This window comes from Klenkia soli (assembly GCF_900103975.1).
In the GTDB taxonomy this organism is placed as follows: Bacteria; Actinomycetota; Actinomycetes; order Mycobacteriales; family Geodermatophilaceae; genus Klenkia; species Klenkia soli.
In genome coordinates this window covers 33,478-46,856 of sequence record NZ_FNIR01000005.1, presented here as the reverse complement: position 1 = coordinate 46,856, position 13,379 = coordinate 33,478, and the positions used below count along the sequence as shown (strand labels likewise).

Below are 13,379 nucleotides of genomic sequence, written 5' to 3'. Positions count from 1 at the left end.
TCGGGTGGGGACCAACCGGCGCTACCCCGACACCGGCGAGCAGCGGGCGCAGCAGCGACGGCTGCTCGCCGCGCGCAACCGCGGGGCTCTGCAGACCCTGTCCGACGAGCAGCTCCAGCTTGCTACTCGGGTGGTGTCCCTCGCCCCGGACAGGGGCCCGATGTGGGCACTGGCCTGGGTGCGGTTCGGGGATGTTGACGTGCGCTGCACGGTCAAGGTGAACCGGTGGACCGACGAGGCGGTGGGCGTCGAGCTGGAGGTCGGGGAGGAGAAGCTCCGGTGCTGGGTGTGGCAGGGCGCTGTGCAGCGCACCGAGGGCCGCAGGTTCGAGCCATGACCAGTTCGGCGCCCCGCCGGGCTACAGGACGATGTCGGCGTAGCTGCGCAAGGGGCGCTACGGCGCGGATGCGGCCTGCGAGCTCATCCCGGCCGGGAGCAGTCGGTCCAGGGGCGCGATGGCCGACCAGTCCAGGCCGGTCAGCGCGGCGATGTCGGCGATCGGCACCTGGGAAGTGCGGAAGGGCCCCAGCGGCGGAGGTGCGCCGACCTCATGTGCACGGGCAAGGATGTCGGGCAGGTCGGCGACCTGCGGGGTCTGGTCCAGCACGTAGCCGGTCGCCCCGAGCACCGGCGCCCCCGACGGCGTGCCGTTGTGGGCAAGGACGAAGACCGCAACCTTGTAGAACCGCAGCGGTATCTGCACCCTGTGCAACGCGCGAGGTGGTCCGAGCGTGGGAGGCTCCCCCAGGACGAGGGGCCCGCCGCCCAGCTCCGCTAGCAGCCTGGCTACGCGGGCAGCCACCCTCGACAGCCGCCGCGCACCGGCGCGCTCGTCACCACGCCCTCTTCTCGATCCCACCCCTTCGGGAGAGGGTCACCGATGCGCGTTGAGGAGGTCTCGGGCAGGTGAGGGTGGACACCCTTCGGATGGGACCTCGACGCTCTGGGTCGAGGGTGGGAGGCCAGGGTGGGGTGTCGGTCAGTTGGTGGGGGTCGCTGGGACCCCGTCGGCGCCGGGCATGAGGAAGGCGGCGTCGCTGCAAAGCAACCACTGGGCGTCGAAGCGCTGCGCGTAGGCCTCCCCGGTGCGGGTGCCCAGGTTGGTGGAGTTGGTGATCGCGGCGTAGGGCTCCACGATGCGGATGGCGGTGACTTCGACGTCGACCTGCACAGGGGGGTCGGCCGGGGTGGCGTCGGGGTCGGCGACCTCGAGGGCGTCGGCGCGGTCGTCCTCGCACAGCAGCGGGGTCAAGGCATCGATGTCGTTGTTGGCCATCGCTGTCCAGTAGTCGGTTACCAGGGCGGTGAGGGCAGCTTCATCAGGGGTCATGGCGGGCGTGGGCTCCCCGGGGACGGTGGTGTTGGCGACGGCGTTCATGGTGAGCCCCAGAGCCAGGGCCAGGACGAGCACGGCGGCTGCGGCGGCGGCCAGCCGGCCGCGAGGGCCGGCGGGGATGCGGGCCATCACCCACCGGCCGCCTGCTGCTGCTGCAGCATCAGGTCGATGGCCTGTCGCAGGCGGGTGAGGACCTGCTCGCGCAGAGCCAGCTGGTCTTGGACCCAGGCGGGGTCGGCTTGGCTCATGGTGGTGACGGGCCGGTTCTGCTTGGACTGGTTGGCCAGCCAGCTCAGCCACTGGTAGTTCACCGGGGCGTTGATGATCAGCAGCATGTTGCGTGGGTTCAGTTGCCAGAACCCCGGCATGGTTGCTGCAATCTCCGACAGCGGGACGATGTGGTCCGGTGAGACGTTCGGTTTGCCGTTCCGGCCCTGGATGACCAGGCCGGGGAATGCTGGGTCGGGGTCTCCGACCGCCGGCCGGGGCTGGCCGTTGAGGGGCTCGTCACCGATGAGGGCGGCCACGTCGCGCGGTGGGGCTGCGTTCCGGACCGGGTCGTAGTAGGGCGCCATCGGACCGTTCACCGACCAGGCACCGTTCGGCTTCGGTGCGGTGGGCAGGGGTACTGCAGCGCGGTTCAGCGGGGCCAGCCGTCCGGCGAAGGCGTTGATGACCTCCGGCGATGGTTCGTAGGACCAGTCGCCGGGCTGACCGGCGATGGTGTCCTGGATCTGGGTGTCCAGGCTGATGCACTGCGCGACCTGGATGTCGAGGGCGTTGGCCTGGGCGATGAGGCCGTCGCGCTGGGCGTTGAGCTCATCGGCGCGGGCGTTGTAAGCCGCGACGGCGGCGGCGTTGGTGGTGTCGACCGGTTGGGCGTTATGCGCGGCGATCTGCGCGTCCAGCGCCGAGGCCTGCGCGAGCAGGTCGTCGGCCTGGGCGTTGACGTTGACGCACGCCGGGGCCGAGGTGCCACCGACCGGGGCGGCCTGGGCTGGGGCCGGTGAGCTCAGCGCGACCAGGACGGAGGTCAGCAGCGCAGCCAGGCCCGCGGCAGCTGCGCGACGGCGAGTGGTCATGACACGCCCTCGGTCGGGCCGCCCAGCACCGCTGAGGGGCGTCGGTCCCCCCGCGGCTGCGACGGGCCCCGAGTGTCTCGTAAGGGGGTCCGGGAGGCACCTGGGGCCAGCGACGTCACCTGAACGGGTAACCGGGCCTGCCGGCCCTGCGCGGCCGCCAGGAGGTGAGCGCGGATGCGCGGGCCCCGCCGGTCCAGCCGCGGCCTTGTCGAGGATTGAGACAGGTACCTCACGATCACGGTCTGCACGTGCGCCTGCTGGTCGGCTGGCAGGCGCCGCGACGCGGTCTGCAGCAGCGGTGAGACACCGTCGGGGACCGACCGCACAGCCTCCGCCGTCGGTGCCCATCTCACACCCCGGCTCGATGCGAGCGAGGACCTCGTCCATCAGCCGCCGGTAGTTGCTGCGGGCCGGCTCGACGGTGAAGGAGGGCTGAACCCCGCGACCCTGACGGTCGTGGTGTCGGCGGCCGGGCCGCCCGCAAGGATGACCTTGCAGAGCTCCTCCCAGCTCATCGCACGCCAGTGAGCGATGCGGGCCGCAACCGTCGCCCCCTTTGCCGGCTTGTACCGGTTCTGCTGGTCGGTGTTGGCGTCCATCGCCCTGCCCTTCTGCCGAACGGGTGTCGTGAGGACATCCGTCCGGCGCGCAAGGGCACCGCGCAATCAGGTCAGGCCAGGTGGGGCACCGAGGCACTGGAAGCGGGCTTCCAGGCGGCGAACTCGGTGACCGTGAGCACCGGGAGGCCGAGCGCCGCGGCGCGGACCGCTCGCGGCGTGGCCGTCGCCCGCCGCGAGCCGACCACGACCGCGGCCAGTGACGCGGTGACGCGCTCCCCCTGGGTGCCACCGAGCTCGGCGAGCCGCTGGTTGAAGCCAGCCTGCTGACCCTCGGCCAGCGCGACCGCCAGCACCCGCCGACCACCCAGTGCCGTCGCGCGCAGAGATGCGGTCGGCCTGCACCGCGCGACCGCTGCGTCGGAAGGCCGTGGGGTCTGCGGCAGCGCGCCGGTGTCCGGCAGTGGTGCGTCGGGGCCGGGGTCGGGGAAAGCCTTGTCTACGAAGGTCCACGCCTCCTGGTGCCGGGCGCCGGACTTGGTGCTGCGGGCCCCGAAGTGCCCAGACCACGGGCGGGCGTAGTCGGCGGGGAACCGGACATCCCGCTTGTCCTTCACGGGCAGGCGCATGCACGACGGGCACAGCACGCCGTGCCACTGCTCGGTCTCGGGCACGTTGAGCACCAGCGAGGCGTAGCCTCGCCCGCCGGCCACCCGGGCCGGGCAGTCGTCGTGCGGGCAGGGCCGCAGGAGCAGCTGCTGCTTGTCCGGGTGAACGGTCGGTGCGCCACGGCGGCAGCTCTTGTCGAAGTAGCCGACGGCCCGCGGCGGTGTGCGGCGCCCCACCTCACCCGTGGTGGTCGTGCCGTTCTCGCGGGCGGTGGCCATCAGCGCCTGGCGGCTGAGCTTCGCCTCGCCGAGGAGCATGTGCACCGGCAGGTGAGCACCGTCGGCGGCGAGCAGCGCGGCCGCGACGCGGCGACCGTCAGTGTGGGTATCGCGGCACCACGACCACTTCGGCAGCCACGCCACGCTGCCGTAAAGCGTTTCGATGTGGCCGATGAAGGCGGTGTCGATGCCGGCCAGCGCGGCGATGTCGCCGGTCACCATCATCCAGAGGATGCGGCGGACGGCCGGGATGGGGCAGTGCATGGCGGCCGTGCGCATGGCCCTGTCGGGGACCGCAGGGGTCAACCACTCGGACAGCGACTTGTACAGCCACGTGTTCTTCTGGCCACTGCCATCGATTCCCGCGGCCGAACCGACCTCGGCGAACGACTGCCCGCGGTAGAAGAACCGCCACGCCCAGTCCTCCACCGTGGTCGCCGCCGCGGAGCCGCTGAGGTTCGAGCTGCTGTCGACCTCGCCGGACAGCGGCAGCAGCACCGTGTCGTCGCTGCCCTCGACTTCCAGCACCAGCACGCACGCCCAGGCGACCCGGTCTCGGGCACCGGTGCGGCGGACGAGCCGGCACCGCCAGTCGGTGAACATGGTGCTGCAGGTGGTGTGCAGCCACAGCGGGCCGACCCCGGGGCTCTTCTCCAACGCGGCGACAATGAACTCCGGCGTCGCGGTCAGCACGTCGACCAGCTGCTCGGCCGGGAGCGCGGGCGTTGCCGGCGGGTTGGTGTCGTAGTCGTCCAGCTCCTGCTTGGCTCTCCGACGCGTCTCCCGCGCCCGGGACAGTGCCTTGTTGGCGATGTCGAGCTGTCGGCTCGCCTCGGTTATGGCCGCGGCGTCACCGGTTCGTTCGACCTTCTTCAGCGCCACCCGGGCGCCTTGCTGGTCGGAGAGGGCCACCTCCTCGAGGTCCTCGGCGTCCTGCAGGGCTTCGACCAGGCTCTCGCGCGTGGCGACATCGAACGTCGCCTGCTCTGCCGGCCGGATGGTGGCCGCGTGCCGCAGGACCACGGGGGCCAGCGGCGCGTCCAGGCCGATCAGCGCCTCACGGGCGGAAGCGGCGACGCTGGCGTGCAGCACGGTTGAGGTGATCGTCGCCTCGTGCCGTACGGCCGGGCCGTCCTGCCAGCCGATGCGGTCGCCGTGCTCGGTCGCGGTCGCCGACAGCTGTCGGCTCTCCACCACGTAGCGGTTGCGAGTGGCCAGCCGGTACTCCCGGTCCCGCTCGTGGTCGTCCCAGCCGATTCCGGCCAGGGGGTGGCAGTCGGTCGTGGGCGTCCGCTTCTTGTCCGGGTACCGGCGGCGGAGGAGCTCGTTCCACTCGTCGTCGGAGATGCCCCAGCCGCCCTCCGGGACCGGCATGGCCACCTTGCACCGGTAGTACTTCTTGTCGCCCTTCGCGACGATCTCGACCTCGTCGCCGAGGTCCAGCTTCAGGTCCGTCTTGATCGGCACGTCGACGGTCAGCCAGCCGGTGCGCCAGGCCTCGATCCACCGGTCTGTGATCAGCGACTTCAGCGACTTCACTCGGGAGGTGAGCGACTTCTGCCCGAGGGTGATGCCCCGCATGAGGTCGTAGGGCTGCCGCGAGGGCAGCGCCAGCACCTCGGGGAGGTCGGCCGTCTTCGCCCAGTCCGGCAGCGGCTTCTGGACGCCCCGGTGATCGACCCGGTCCTTGAGCAGCGCGTCGGCCAGGGTCCGCAGCAGGGCACGGGCGCCGTCGACCTCTGCGGTGACGGCGAGCCGGTGCTTGTTCGTGCTGGCGAACGTCACCCCGGTCCGAGGGTCGACCTCCGTCGTGCGCGTCGGCTCGTGGGTGAACGGCACCTGTGCGGCCCAGGCGTAGTACCCGCCGTTGGCCTGCATGACGACCTCGGCGCGGTTCATGCCGAGGACGAGGCCCTCCACGGCCACGGCCGACATGAGGGTGCCGAAGCTGAAGGTGTTGGCCTCGCCGCGCTCCCGCATGTCGATCCGGTGCGGGATGAACGCGATGACGTGGCAGGCGATGAACGTCTCCTTTAGCGCCGTGCCGTGCCGCTCGTCGCGGACGATCCTCTCGTGCTCGCGGGCGTGCACCCGCGGCCGGTACGTGGGGTCGTGTGCGCGTCCCACTTCGAAGGTCCGGCGCACCACCTCTGAGAGGAGCTCGGTGGCCGCGTTGCCACGCCGGTCCTCGTTTTCGGCCTCGAGGTTGTCCGCGCGTGCTGAGGTCAGGAGGTACACGAACAGGGTCCGGCCGACGTGCAGCAGGAGTCCGATGTTGCTGGAGCCCACTCCACCGGGGGCGTGGCACATCATCAGCGGGAACACCGCGTCTCCGAGTTCGGCGCGCTTGGCCTTGCCAGCTGCGTCGCGCCGGACCAGGTCCATCCCGTAGGACTGGGCGAGGATGACGTCCGGGTCCTGCAGCAGCTCTAGCGCGGCGAACGACGTCCTTGCGCTCGCCTCCCACTGCGTGACGTTCGAGCTCGACGTCCGGATGCACCGGATGTCCTCGATCGGACGACCGCTGGCGGCAGCGAGCTCGGCCCGTCCGCGTAGCCAGCGCTTCAGCTCGCGCACGCCGGCGCCGGGGGTCTTGTTCTTCTTGTTGCTGCGGGCCATCGGGGCGCCTCCAGTCGGGTCGGATGACCCGCACCGTGACGGCGCGCGACTTGAGCGCAATCAGCTGCGACAACTTGAACAGGACTGGTCCGGATGACGCTGCTGGCTCTCGCAAGTCAGACAATGTGCTGGTCAGGGGGTGAGCACCACGCCGACGATGCCGCCGACGGCCGGCCCAGGCGTCCCGGGGTGGGCTCCTGGATCCGGCGAGCTGCCCGGCAGCGTCCGCGCGGCTACCGCCCAACCACGCCGCGGCCCGCCCGCGCGCTGTGGGCCGGGCACGACTCCATGAGCTGCGTGGCTGCGGTGCACAGCGGGTAGATGCACCTAGCGCTCATGATCTCTCGCCGCGCGCCGTCGTGACCGGGGGCCCGTACCGCGGCGAGAACTGTGAGATCGGACCCCCGGCGCCAGTTCGCCACCGACCCCTGACCCGTGCGGCCGGCCACCGTCCCGCCACAGTCGAGGCGGGCATCGAGCTCATCGAAACCCACGTTCTGCAGATCCAGTTGAGCAGGTACCAAGCGCGCCCCGATCGTTGTCGGGACCAGTCGAACGGGCGCCGGCGGACGCGCCGAGGACAACCCGGAGGGCGGGCTAGTGTGCGACAGGTGACTGCCATGCTCGGCCTGGCCGCCCCGCACCTGGACGAGGTGGGCGCCACACCCGAACGGCCGCAGGCCTTCCGGTGGGAGCAGGACATGATCGCGCCCCTGGTGGGTTCGATCGCGCAGCTCGGTTCGCCAGATGTGACCGGTGCACGACATGTGCTGACCGAGGTGCCCACCGTCTCCGGGGTCCCGGACATCGTGATGGCGGAGCTGAACGAGACGGCCGTGGCGGCCCGACGGTCAGCTGGCCTGCGTCCCGTCGTCGACTACAGCCAGGTGCGCACGCTGCTAGTCGTCGCTGACGGCTTTCGCACGGTGACCGCAATGTCCGGCGCCACCGGTCTGAGCGTGGGCCACCTGCGCGGCAACGTCTTGCCCGCGCTGGCGACCCTGGGCTGGGTCACCCCCGTCCGGGGGCGTGGTGCGGCCGCCCAGGTCGACGCCGTGCACGTCCTGCAGCCCCTGGGTGATGAGCTGGTCACCGTGGAGGCCAAGAAGTCTGCCTGGCAGCGCGCCGTCCATCAGGCGATGCGTCATACCGGAAGCGCGGACAGCAGCTACATCGCCCTGGACGCAGCTCGCGCTGACGTTGCGGTCGAGCAGCGGGCGGCCATCGCGGGGCTGGGTGTGGGCGTGTTGCTGGTGGACAGCCCGACCGGTCAGGTCCAGGTGGCAGCCCGCCCACGGGCGCACGTCCCCGACCGGGCCGCGCATGCGGTGCTGGCCGAACGCGTCTGGCAGCTAGTCCTCAACGGGCAGACCGCTGGGCCGTCCTACCCCGTGTTCGGGCGGACCCTGCACGCCGTCTGACTCGGAGGCCTACAGCAGCAGCCGGTACCACTCGGACAGGTGCGCCGGCGCGTTGTTCCCGGTCGGTGCCGCCGCGGTGGTGGCGGTGGCCTTCAGGAACTGCTGTGCCCGAAGGACCTCCCGCGTTGCCTCGGTTCGACGGGCCGGCCCGTTGAGCATTGCGGTGAGGCGAGCGACCCGGAGCAGGTAGTGCAGGCCGGCTGTCTCCCGGTCCCACCTGGCCGGACTCTGCGTGTGGGCACCGAGGGCCTGGCAGTACCGGCACCGGCAGAGCAGGTAGTCCTGCTGCGCCATCAGCGCCACGTGCGAGGCGTGGTCGACGGTGTGCAGCAGCGACCGCTCGAACAGCCGCAGGGTGGGCGGGGGTGGCGGCTCGCCCTTGCGGGCGCTGACGATCCGCGGGTCGGCGTAGGCCTGCTCGCCCCAGCTCATCCCGGTGGAGAACCCGGTCGCCCCCAGCGCGGTTGCCACCCAGCCGGTCAGCCCGCTGTTCGGCAACACCAGCACCTTGCCCTCCAGCGCCGCCGTGACCGCCAACAGCTTGTAGCCGTCCAGCACGGCAGCGTCGCGCAGCTGCCCGTACCGGGGGTTGGTCACCGGCCACCGGAACCGGAGGTACCACAGGCGCTCGTTGGACTCGACGAGCTCCTGCAGCAGCAGGCTGCGCAGGTTCGAGTCGGTCAGCCAGGCCCGGTCCATCGTCAAGTTGACGAACATCGGCGTCGATGGGCGGGCGGCAGCGCGGCTGGCCGCGACCCACCGACGAGCGTGACCCAGCTCGATCGCACCGTTGGTCGCCCCGACCCAGCCGGTTGCCGACAGCATCACCGTGGCGCCGGCGTCGATCTGCTTCTGCAGCACGGTGCCGACCCACGCGGTGTCGGTGCTGCTCGAGGGGGCAGGTGCGTTGGCCAGCCAGGGGTGCCACTTGACGGTGCGCACCCCGATCGCCTTGTCCGGGCTCCCGTGCGAAGGCGCCCGGTAGAGGTCTGGGTCGGCCAGCCGGACGGGGGAGCTGCCGAACCGGGCCAGGAACGCTGCCGCCGCAGCAGCCGTGTGGGAGGGCAGCCGGAGGACCACCCCGACGCCGACCGCGCCTCCCGTCACCCGGGTCGCCACCTGAGCCACCTCGGGGAGATGACCGGCCTTCTGGGCGCTCTTTGCGAGCAGCAGCAGGGGCATGGACCCGGACAACTGCGCAGCCAGGTCGGCTTGCACCGGGGTGGCGACGGCGGGCACATCGGTGACCTCGCCGGTCGAGATGTCCACCGTGTACGCAGACAGGTCCGGCGCCATCGAGCTGGGCGCGATGTCCTCGGCGCCATCGCCGGCAACGCTGATCCCGCCGGCCGCCTCCGCCGCGTCCAGTTCGGCGGTGTCGACCTCGCGTTCGTCGTCTTCGTCTGCGGGGTCGTCCTCGTCGCCGTAGCCGTCATAGTCGGCGTAGGGGTCGTCGTCGAGGAGGTCGTACTCGTCCCCGTCCTCGTCGTCGAGCTCGACGACGTCGTCCCGGTCGCCGTCGTCATCGTCGTCGTCCGGGCCGATCACGTCGTCGACGTCATGAGGCTCGGTCACGTCACGTTCCCCCCAGGTCGCGGTAGGCGCGGCCAGCCGACCCGCGCTCGAATGCGTCGAACGACAGCAGCCGGTGCACCACCGCCGCGGCGTCGCCCGGCACCCCGGCAGGCAGCGGCGGGGCGCCGGCCCGCATCCGGTCCAGGAGCTCCTCGCCCAGCACCGCGGTCGACCGCCCGCCCAGGAAGGGGTGCCGACCCGATAGCAGGATGTAGCTCACCACGCCGACGGCCCAGACGTCGGCCGCCTTCCGTCCGCTCTCCTGCTGGACCTGCTCTGGGGCCATGTAGGGCAACGTCCCCATGAGGGCCGGGTACTGGGTCATGGACTCGACGTTCAGGAGCTTGGCCAGCCCCAGGTCCAGCAGGACCGGGGCCGACCACGATGAGCCCCGCAACGCCACGTTCTCGGGCTTGATGTCTCGGTGCACGGTGTCAACTGCGTGCAGGGCGTTCACTGCGCCCAGGAGCTCGCGGAGGAACTGGGCGGCCTCGTCCCACGAGGGCCCGGCTCCGGCAGCGAGCCGACCTGCGACATCACCACCAGCGACGAACTCGAACACCAGGGCCTGACGGGCTCCGATGGCCAGCTCGACTTCCCGCACGTCCAACAGCGCGACCACCCTGGGGTCCTGCGCACGCTGCAGACCGCCCACCTCGCGGGTGAGCAGGGCCTGCGGGTACCCCTCGTCCAGGATGATCTTCACCGCCGTCGAGGTGCCGGCGGAGTCGACGACCCGCCAGGTCTCGCCGAACGCACCTCGGCCGAGGAAGGAAGCAGCTTCCGCGTGGAACACGGCTTGCACGTCAGCCTCCTGCAGGAGGGGACCCGGGCCACTCCCCGCGGGCGCAGCTTCCCACCAGAAGAGCGCGTCCACTCGTCCCCCTCGTGCGCATGCCCCCACTCGCCCCCGTGCTCCGCGTGCAGATCGCCGCAGTGCGCCAAGACCGAGATGTGAGGACATCAGACTGACGGAGGCGGAACCACTTGGTCCGCCTGTGAGCGGACTGTAGCCGCAGATGGGGGAAGCCGACTCAGCCGCGTTCTGGACGCACAGTGACAAGTGTCTGCTCGCAGGCCATAGGGCCGGGCGCGCCACGGAACGTGTCTCCTAGCTGGTGCGGAGGATGCGCGTCACCCGCGGCAGATGTTCGACGAGGTGGGCAAGCACCTCCTCCTCGGCAGCGGTCAACACGACGATTGCGGCGTCGACGTAGTACCGGTGCGCACACGCGGTTGCGTTCGCCCCTGCAACGGCAGCAGCGCTGCGACCGTCGTCGTCGGCGGTGGGGTGCCGTTGTAGCCGATCTGCAGCACAGAGCTGTGGCCGAACGAGACCGCGGACAGGGCTTCAGCTGACGACACCCAAGCCCATGAGGAAGGTCAGTCGGATTGCGGAGTGGGCGCACGGCCAACCAACCCACGGGTGACCTGCTCGGTGACCACCCAGACGGCGATCACCTCGGCGGCCAGCAGCCCGACGAGGACGAGGAGCTGTGCGGCGCCGGCCTGCAGGGCGCTGCCGCCGCCGAGGAGGACGCCGACGTAGGCGCCGGGCAGGGTAACCAGGCCGACCGTGCGGGTCTGGTCGAGCGCGGGGACCAGGGCGGTGGCGGCGACCGGCTGGGCGACGAGCATGGCCGCGTCGCGGGGGATCAGGCCGAGGGCGAGTGCGGCCTCGACCTCCCCGTGGCGCTGTTCCAGTTCGTCGAGCATCCGGCGGCCGGCCAGCGAGGTGGCGGTCATGGCGCCGCCGATGACGATGCCGGCGATCGGGACGACTGCCTCACCGCGCAGGGGGACTGAGCCGCTGGCCAGCACCAGGGCGAGCACCGGGAGCACGCCGGCGGCGATGGGTGCCGCTAGTAGCAGGGCTTGGCGGGGAGCCCGACGTCCCCAGGTCGGGCCGCCGGTGACCCGGCCGGCCGAGGTGACCGCGGCCACCGTCAGCATCAGGACGGCGAAGGCCGCCGAGGCCCACAGCGACCTGACGACCAGGACGATCACCGAGGACACCGCGGCCAGCTGCAGGGCAGCGCGCAGGCACGCCCACAGCACCGGTCGCTGTTGCCCCAGCCCGGACACCCGGCCCACCAGCACACCGAGGGCCAGCAGCGTGGCGAGGGCGATGAGCAGGCCGGGGCCGAGCTGGACGACGGAGGACCCCATGCCGGTCATCCTCGCCCGCGCCCTCAGACGGCCGCCGCGAGCACCCCACCGCCGACCAGGCCCAGCACCAGCACCCCCAGCACGACGCGGTAGACGACGAAGGGCACGAAGCTCCCCCGCTGCAGGTACCGGAGCAGCCAGGCGATGACGGCCAGCCCGACGCCGAAGGACACGACGGTGGCCAGCGCGGTCGGGCCCCAGGCCACCGGGGCGCCCGCGGTGTCGCCGTGCAGCGCGTCGTAGGCCTGGTAGGCGCCCGACCCGAGCACCGCCGGGACGGCGAGCAGGAAGGAGTAGCGCGCCGCCGCCTCCCGCGTGTAGCCCAGCAGGAGGCCGGCGGTGATGGTGCCGCCGGACCGCGAGACGCCGGGGACCAGCGCGAGGGCCTGGGCCAGGCCGAAGGCGACGCCGTGCCCGACGGTGAGCTCCTCCAGCGTGCGCTGCTTGCGGCCGACCCGGTCGGCCACCAGCAGGACCACGGAGAACACGATCAGCGCGGTGGCGACGATGCGCAGGTCGCGGAAGGTGGTCTCGATCGTGCTCTGCAGCAGCAGGCCCAGCACCACGATCGGGACGCTGCCGACGATGATCAGCCAGCCCATCCGGGCGTCGGGGTCGCCGCGGCGGTCCCGCTGCACGAGGGAGGCCACCCACGCGGTGACGATCCGGGCGATGTCGCGGGCGAAGTACACGAGCACGGCGAGCTCGGTGCCGATCTGGATGATCGCGGTGAACGCCGCACCCGGGTCGGACCAGCCGGCGAGGGCGCCGACGATGCGCAGGTGCGCACTGGAGGACACCGGGAGGAACTCCGTCAGCCCCTGCACGATCCCGAGGACGAGGGCCTCGAACCAGCTCACCGGGTCGCCCGGCGGGCCGTCGTCGCCACCAGAACGGCGATGAGCACCAGACCGGTCACCGCGACCGGGCCGTCACCGAGGCCGAGGCCGCCAGCCAGGTGGGCGGGCTTGCCCAGCCAGTCGGCGACCGAGGCGCCCAGCGGGCGGGTCAGGACGTAGGCGGCCCAGAACGCGACCACCGGCGACAGCCTGAACCGGGCCCAGCCGACCCAGGGCAGGACGATGGCCAGCGCGAACAGCACGATGGAGCCGGCGAAGCCCAGGTGCCACACCACGGCGGCCAGGTCACCGAGGGCGGTGCCCAGGGCGAAGGTGGTCAGCACCGCGGCCCAGTAGAGGAGCTCGCGGCGGCGGGTGGTGATGCTGTGCACGTCGAGGGTGCCCTCGAGCCGGTGCCACACCGCGAACACCACCGCCAGTCCCAGGGCGGCGAGCCCGGCGGTGACCGGGTAGGGCAGGCCGAGCACGACGTGCGGGCCGTCGGCGACCATCGTGCCGAACACCGCGACCATCGTGACCGCCGTCCAGTAGCGGCCCGGGTGGTAGGCGTCGGCGCACAGCTGCCACCACAGCGCGGCGACCAGACCGACCCCGGACACCGCGACCGCGACGGGCAGATTCCAGGCTGCGGCTCCGTCGGCGGCGGCCTCGCCCGTGCCGGTGGTGAGCACCTTGATCAGCCAGAAGACCGCGGTGACGGCGGGGACCTTGACGGCGGTGACCGGCACCCGCGGGCGGGTGGACGGGGCGTGCTGCGGCACGGGCTGCTCCAGAAGGGGACGACGAGGCGGGGAGCTCGGCGTTGAGCCCGTGGGGTGGTGCCTGGGGCCGGGAGGGCCGCGGTGATGGTGGAGGGGGAATCCTGACGAGGAC

12 protein-coding genes are annotated in these 13,379 nt (G+C 71.8%); 2 read left to right on the top strand and 10 right to left on the bottom strand.

All coding sequences use genetic code 11. The features are described from left to right. Nucleotides 1-4 precede the first annotated feature (4 nt). Complete coding sequence (locus BLS67_RS23435; protein WP_131801704.1) at nucleotides 5-337, top strand: hypothetical protein; 333 nt, start codon at nucleotides 5-7, stop codon at nucleotides 335-337. Nucleotides 338-394: 57 nt separating this feature from the next. Here the strand turns inward: BLS67_RS23435 and BLS67_RS08820 are convergent, their stop codons facing one another. From BLS67_RS08820 to BLS67_RS08800, 5 genes are all read right to left on the bottom strand, one after another. Further along, nucleotides 395-703: a DNA/RNA non-specific endonuclease gene (locus BLS67_RS08820; RefSeq protein WP_131801703.1), complete on the bottom strand. Its 309-nt coding sequence runs from the start codon at nucleotides 701-703 to the stop codon at nucleotides 395-397. Between the two features lie 276 nt (nucleotides 704-979). Then, nucleotides 980-1,465, bottom strand: coding sequence for a hypothetical protein (locus BLS67_RS23430; RefSeq protein ID WP_131801702.1), 486 nt, complete (start codon nucleotides 1,463-1,465; stop codon nucleotides 980-982). Beyond that, nucleotides 1,465-2,418: a hypothetical protein gene (locus tag BLS67_RS23425; protein ID WP_091243358.1), complete on the bottom strand. Its 954-nt coding sequence runs from the start codon at nucleotides 2,416-2,418 to the stop codon at nucleotides 1,465-1,467. The genes BLS67_RS23430 and BLS67_RS23425 overlap by 1 nt, the downstream gene beginning before the upstream one ends. A 386-nt stretch (nucleotides 2,419-2,804) precedes the next feature. Next, nucleotides 2,805-3,017, bottom strand: a complete 213-nt coding sequence (locus BLS67_RS08805; protein WP_091243355.1) for a hypothetical protein — start codon at nucleotides 3,015-3,017, stop codon at nucleotides 2,805-2,807. 71 nt (nucleotides 3,018-3,088) lie between these two features. Beyond that, a complete protein-coding gene (locus BLS67_RS08800) occupies nucleotides 3,089-6,481 on the bottom strand; it encodes a hypothetical protein (RefSeq protein WP_091243351.1) in 3,393 nt (1,130 codons plus the stop codon). 611 nt (nucleotides 6,482-7,092) lie between these two features. Between BLS67_RS08800 and BLS67_RS08790 the strand changes: the two genes are divergently transcribed. Next, the gene (locus tag BLS67_RS08790; RefSeq protein WP_091243344.1) at nucleotides 7,093-7,902 is read left to right on the top strand and encodes a hypothetical protein; all 810 of its coding nucleotides are present in this window, start codon (nucleotides 7,093-7,095) and stop codon (nucleotides 7,900-7,902) included. A 9-nt stretch (nucleotides 7,903-7,911) separates the two neighbouring features. On the opposite strand, the gene BLS67_RS08785 is transcribed toward BLS67_RS08790, so the two are convergent. The 5 genes from BLS67_RS08785 to BLS67_RS08765 all read right to left on the bottom strand — a co-directional run bounded on the left by BLS67_RS08785 (nucleotide 7,912) and on the right by BLS67_RS08765 (nucleotide 13,267). Continuing rightward, entirely contained in the window at nucleotides 7,912-9,477 is a 1,566-nt protein-coding gene (locus tag BLS67_RS08785) for a hypothetical protein (protein WP_091243341.1), read from the bottom strand. Nucleotide 9,478: 1 nt separating this feature from the next. Beyond that, nucleotides 9,479-10,282 carry a serine/threonine-protein kinase gene (locus BLS67_RS08780; RefSeq protein ID WP_165617528.1) on the bottom strand — a complete coding sequence of 268 codons (804 nt, stop codon included), beginning with the start codon at nucleotides 10,280-10,282 and terminating at the stop codon, nucleotides 9,479-9,481. A 578-nt stretch (nucleotides 10,283-10,860) separates the two neighbouring features. Then, on the bottom strand, nucleotides 10,861-11,646 hold the full coding sequence (locus BLS67_RS08775) for an ABC transporter permease (protein WP_091243335.1): 786 nt from the start codon (nucleotides 11,644-11,646) through the stop codon (nucleotides 10,861-10,863). Nucleotides 11,647-11,669: 23 nt separating this feature from the next. After that, entirely contained in the window at nucleotides 11,670-12,506 is an 837-nt protein-coding gene (locus tag BLS67_RS08770) for an undecaprenyl-diphosphate phosphatase (RefSeq protein WP_091243333.1), read from the bottom strand. Next, nucleotides 12,503-13,267 carry a COG4705 family protein gene (locus BLS67_RS08765; protein ID WP_091243330.1) on the bottom strand — a complete coding sequence of 255 codons (765 nt, stop codon included), beginning with the start codon at nucleotides 13,265-13,267 and terminating at the stop codon, nucleotides 12,503-12,505. Before BLS67_RS08765 ends, BLS67_RS08770 begins: the two co-directional genes overlap by 4 nt. Between the last annotated feature and the right edge of the window lie 112 nt (nucleotides 13,268-13,379).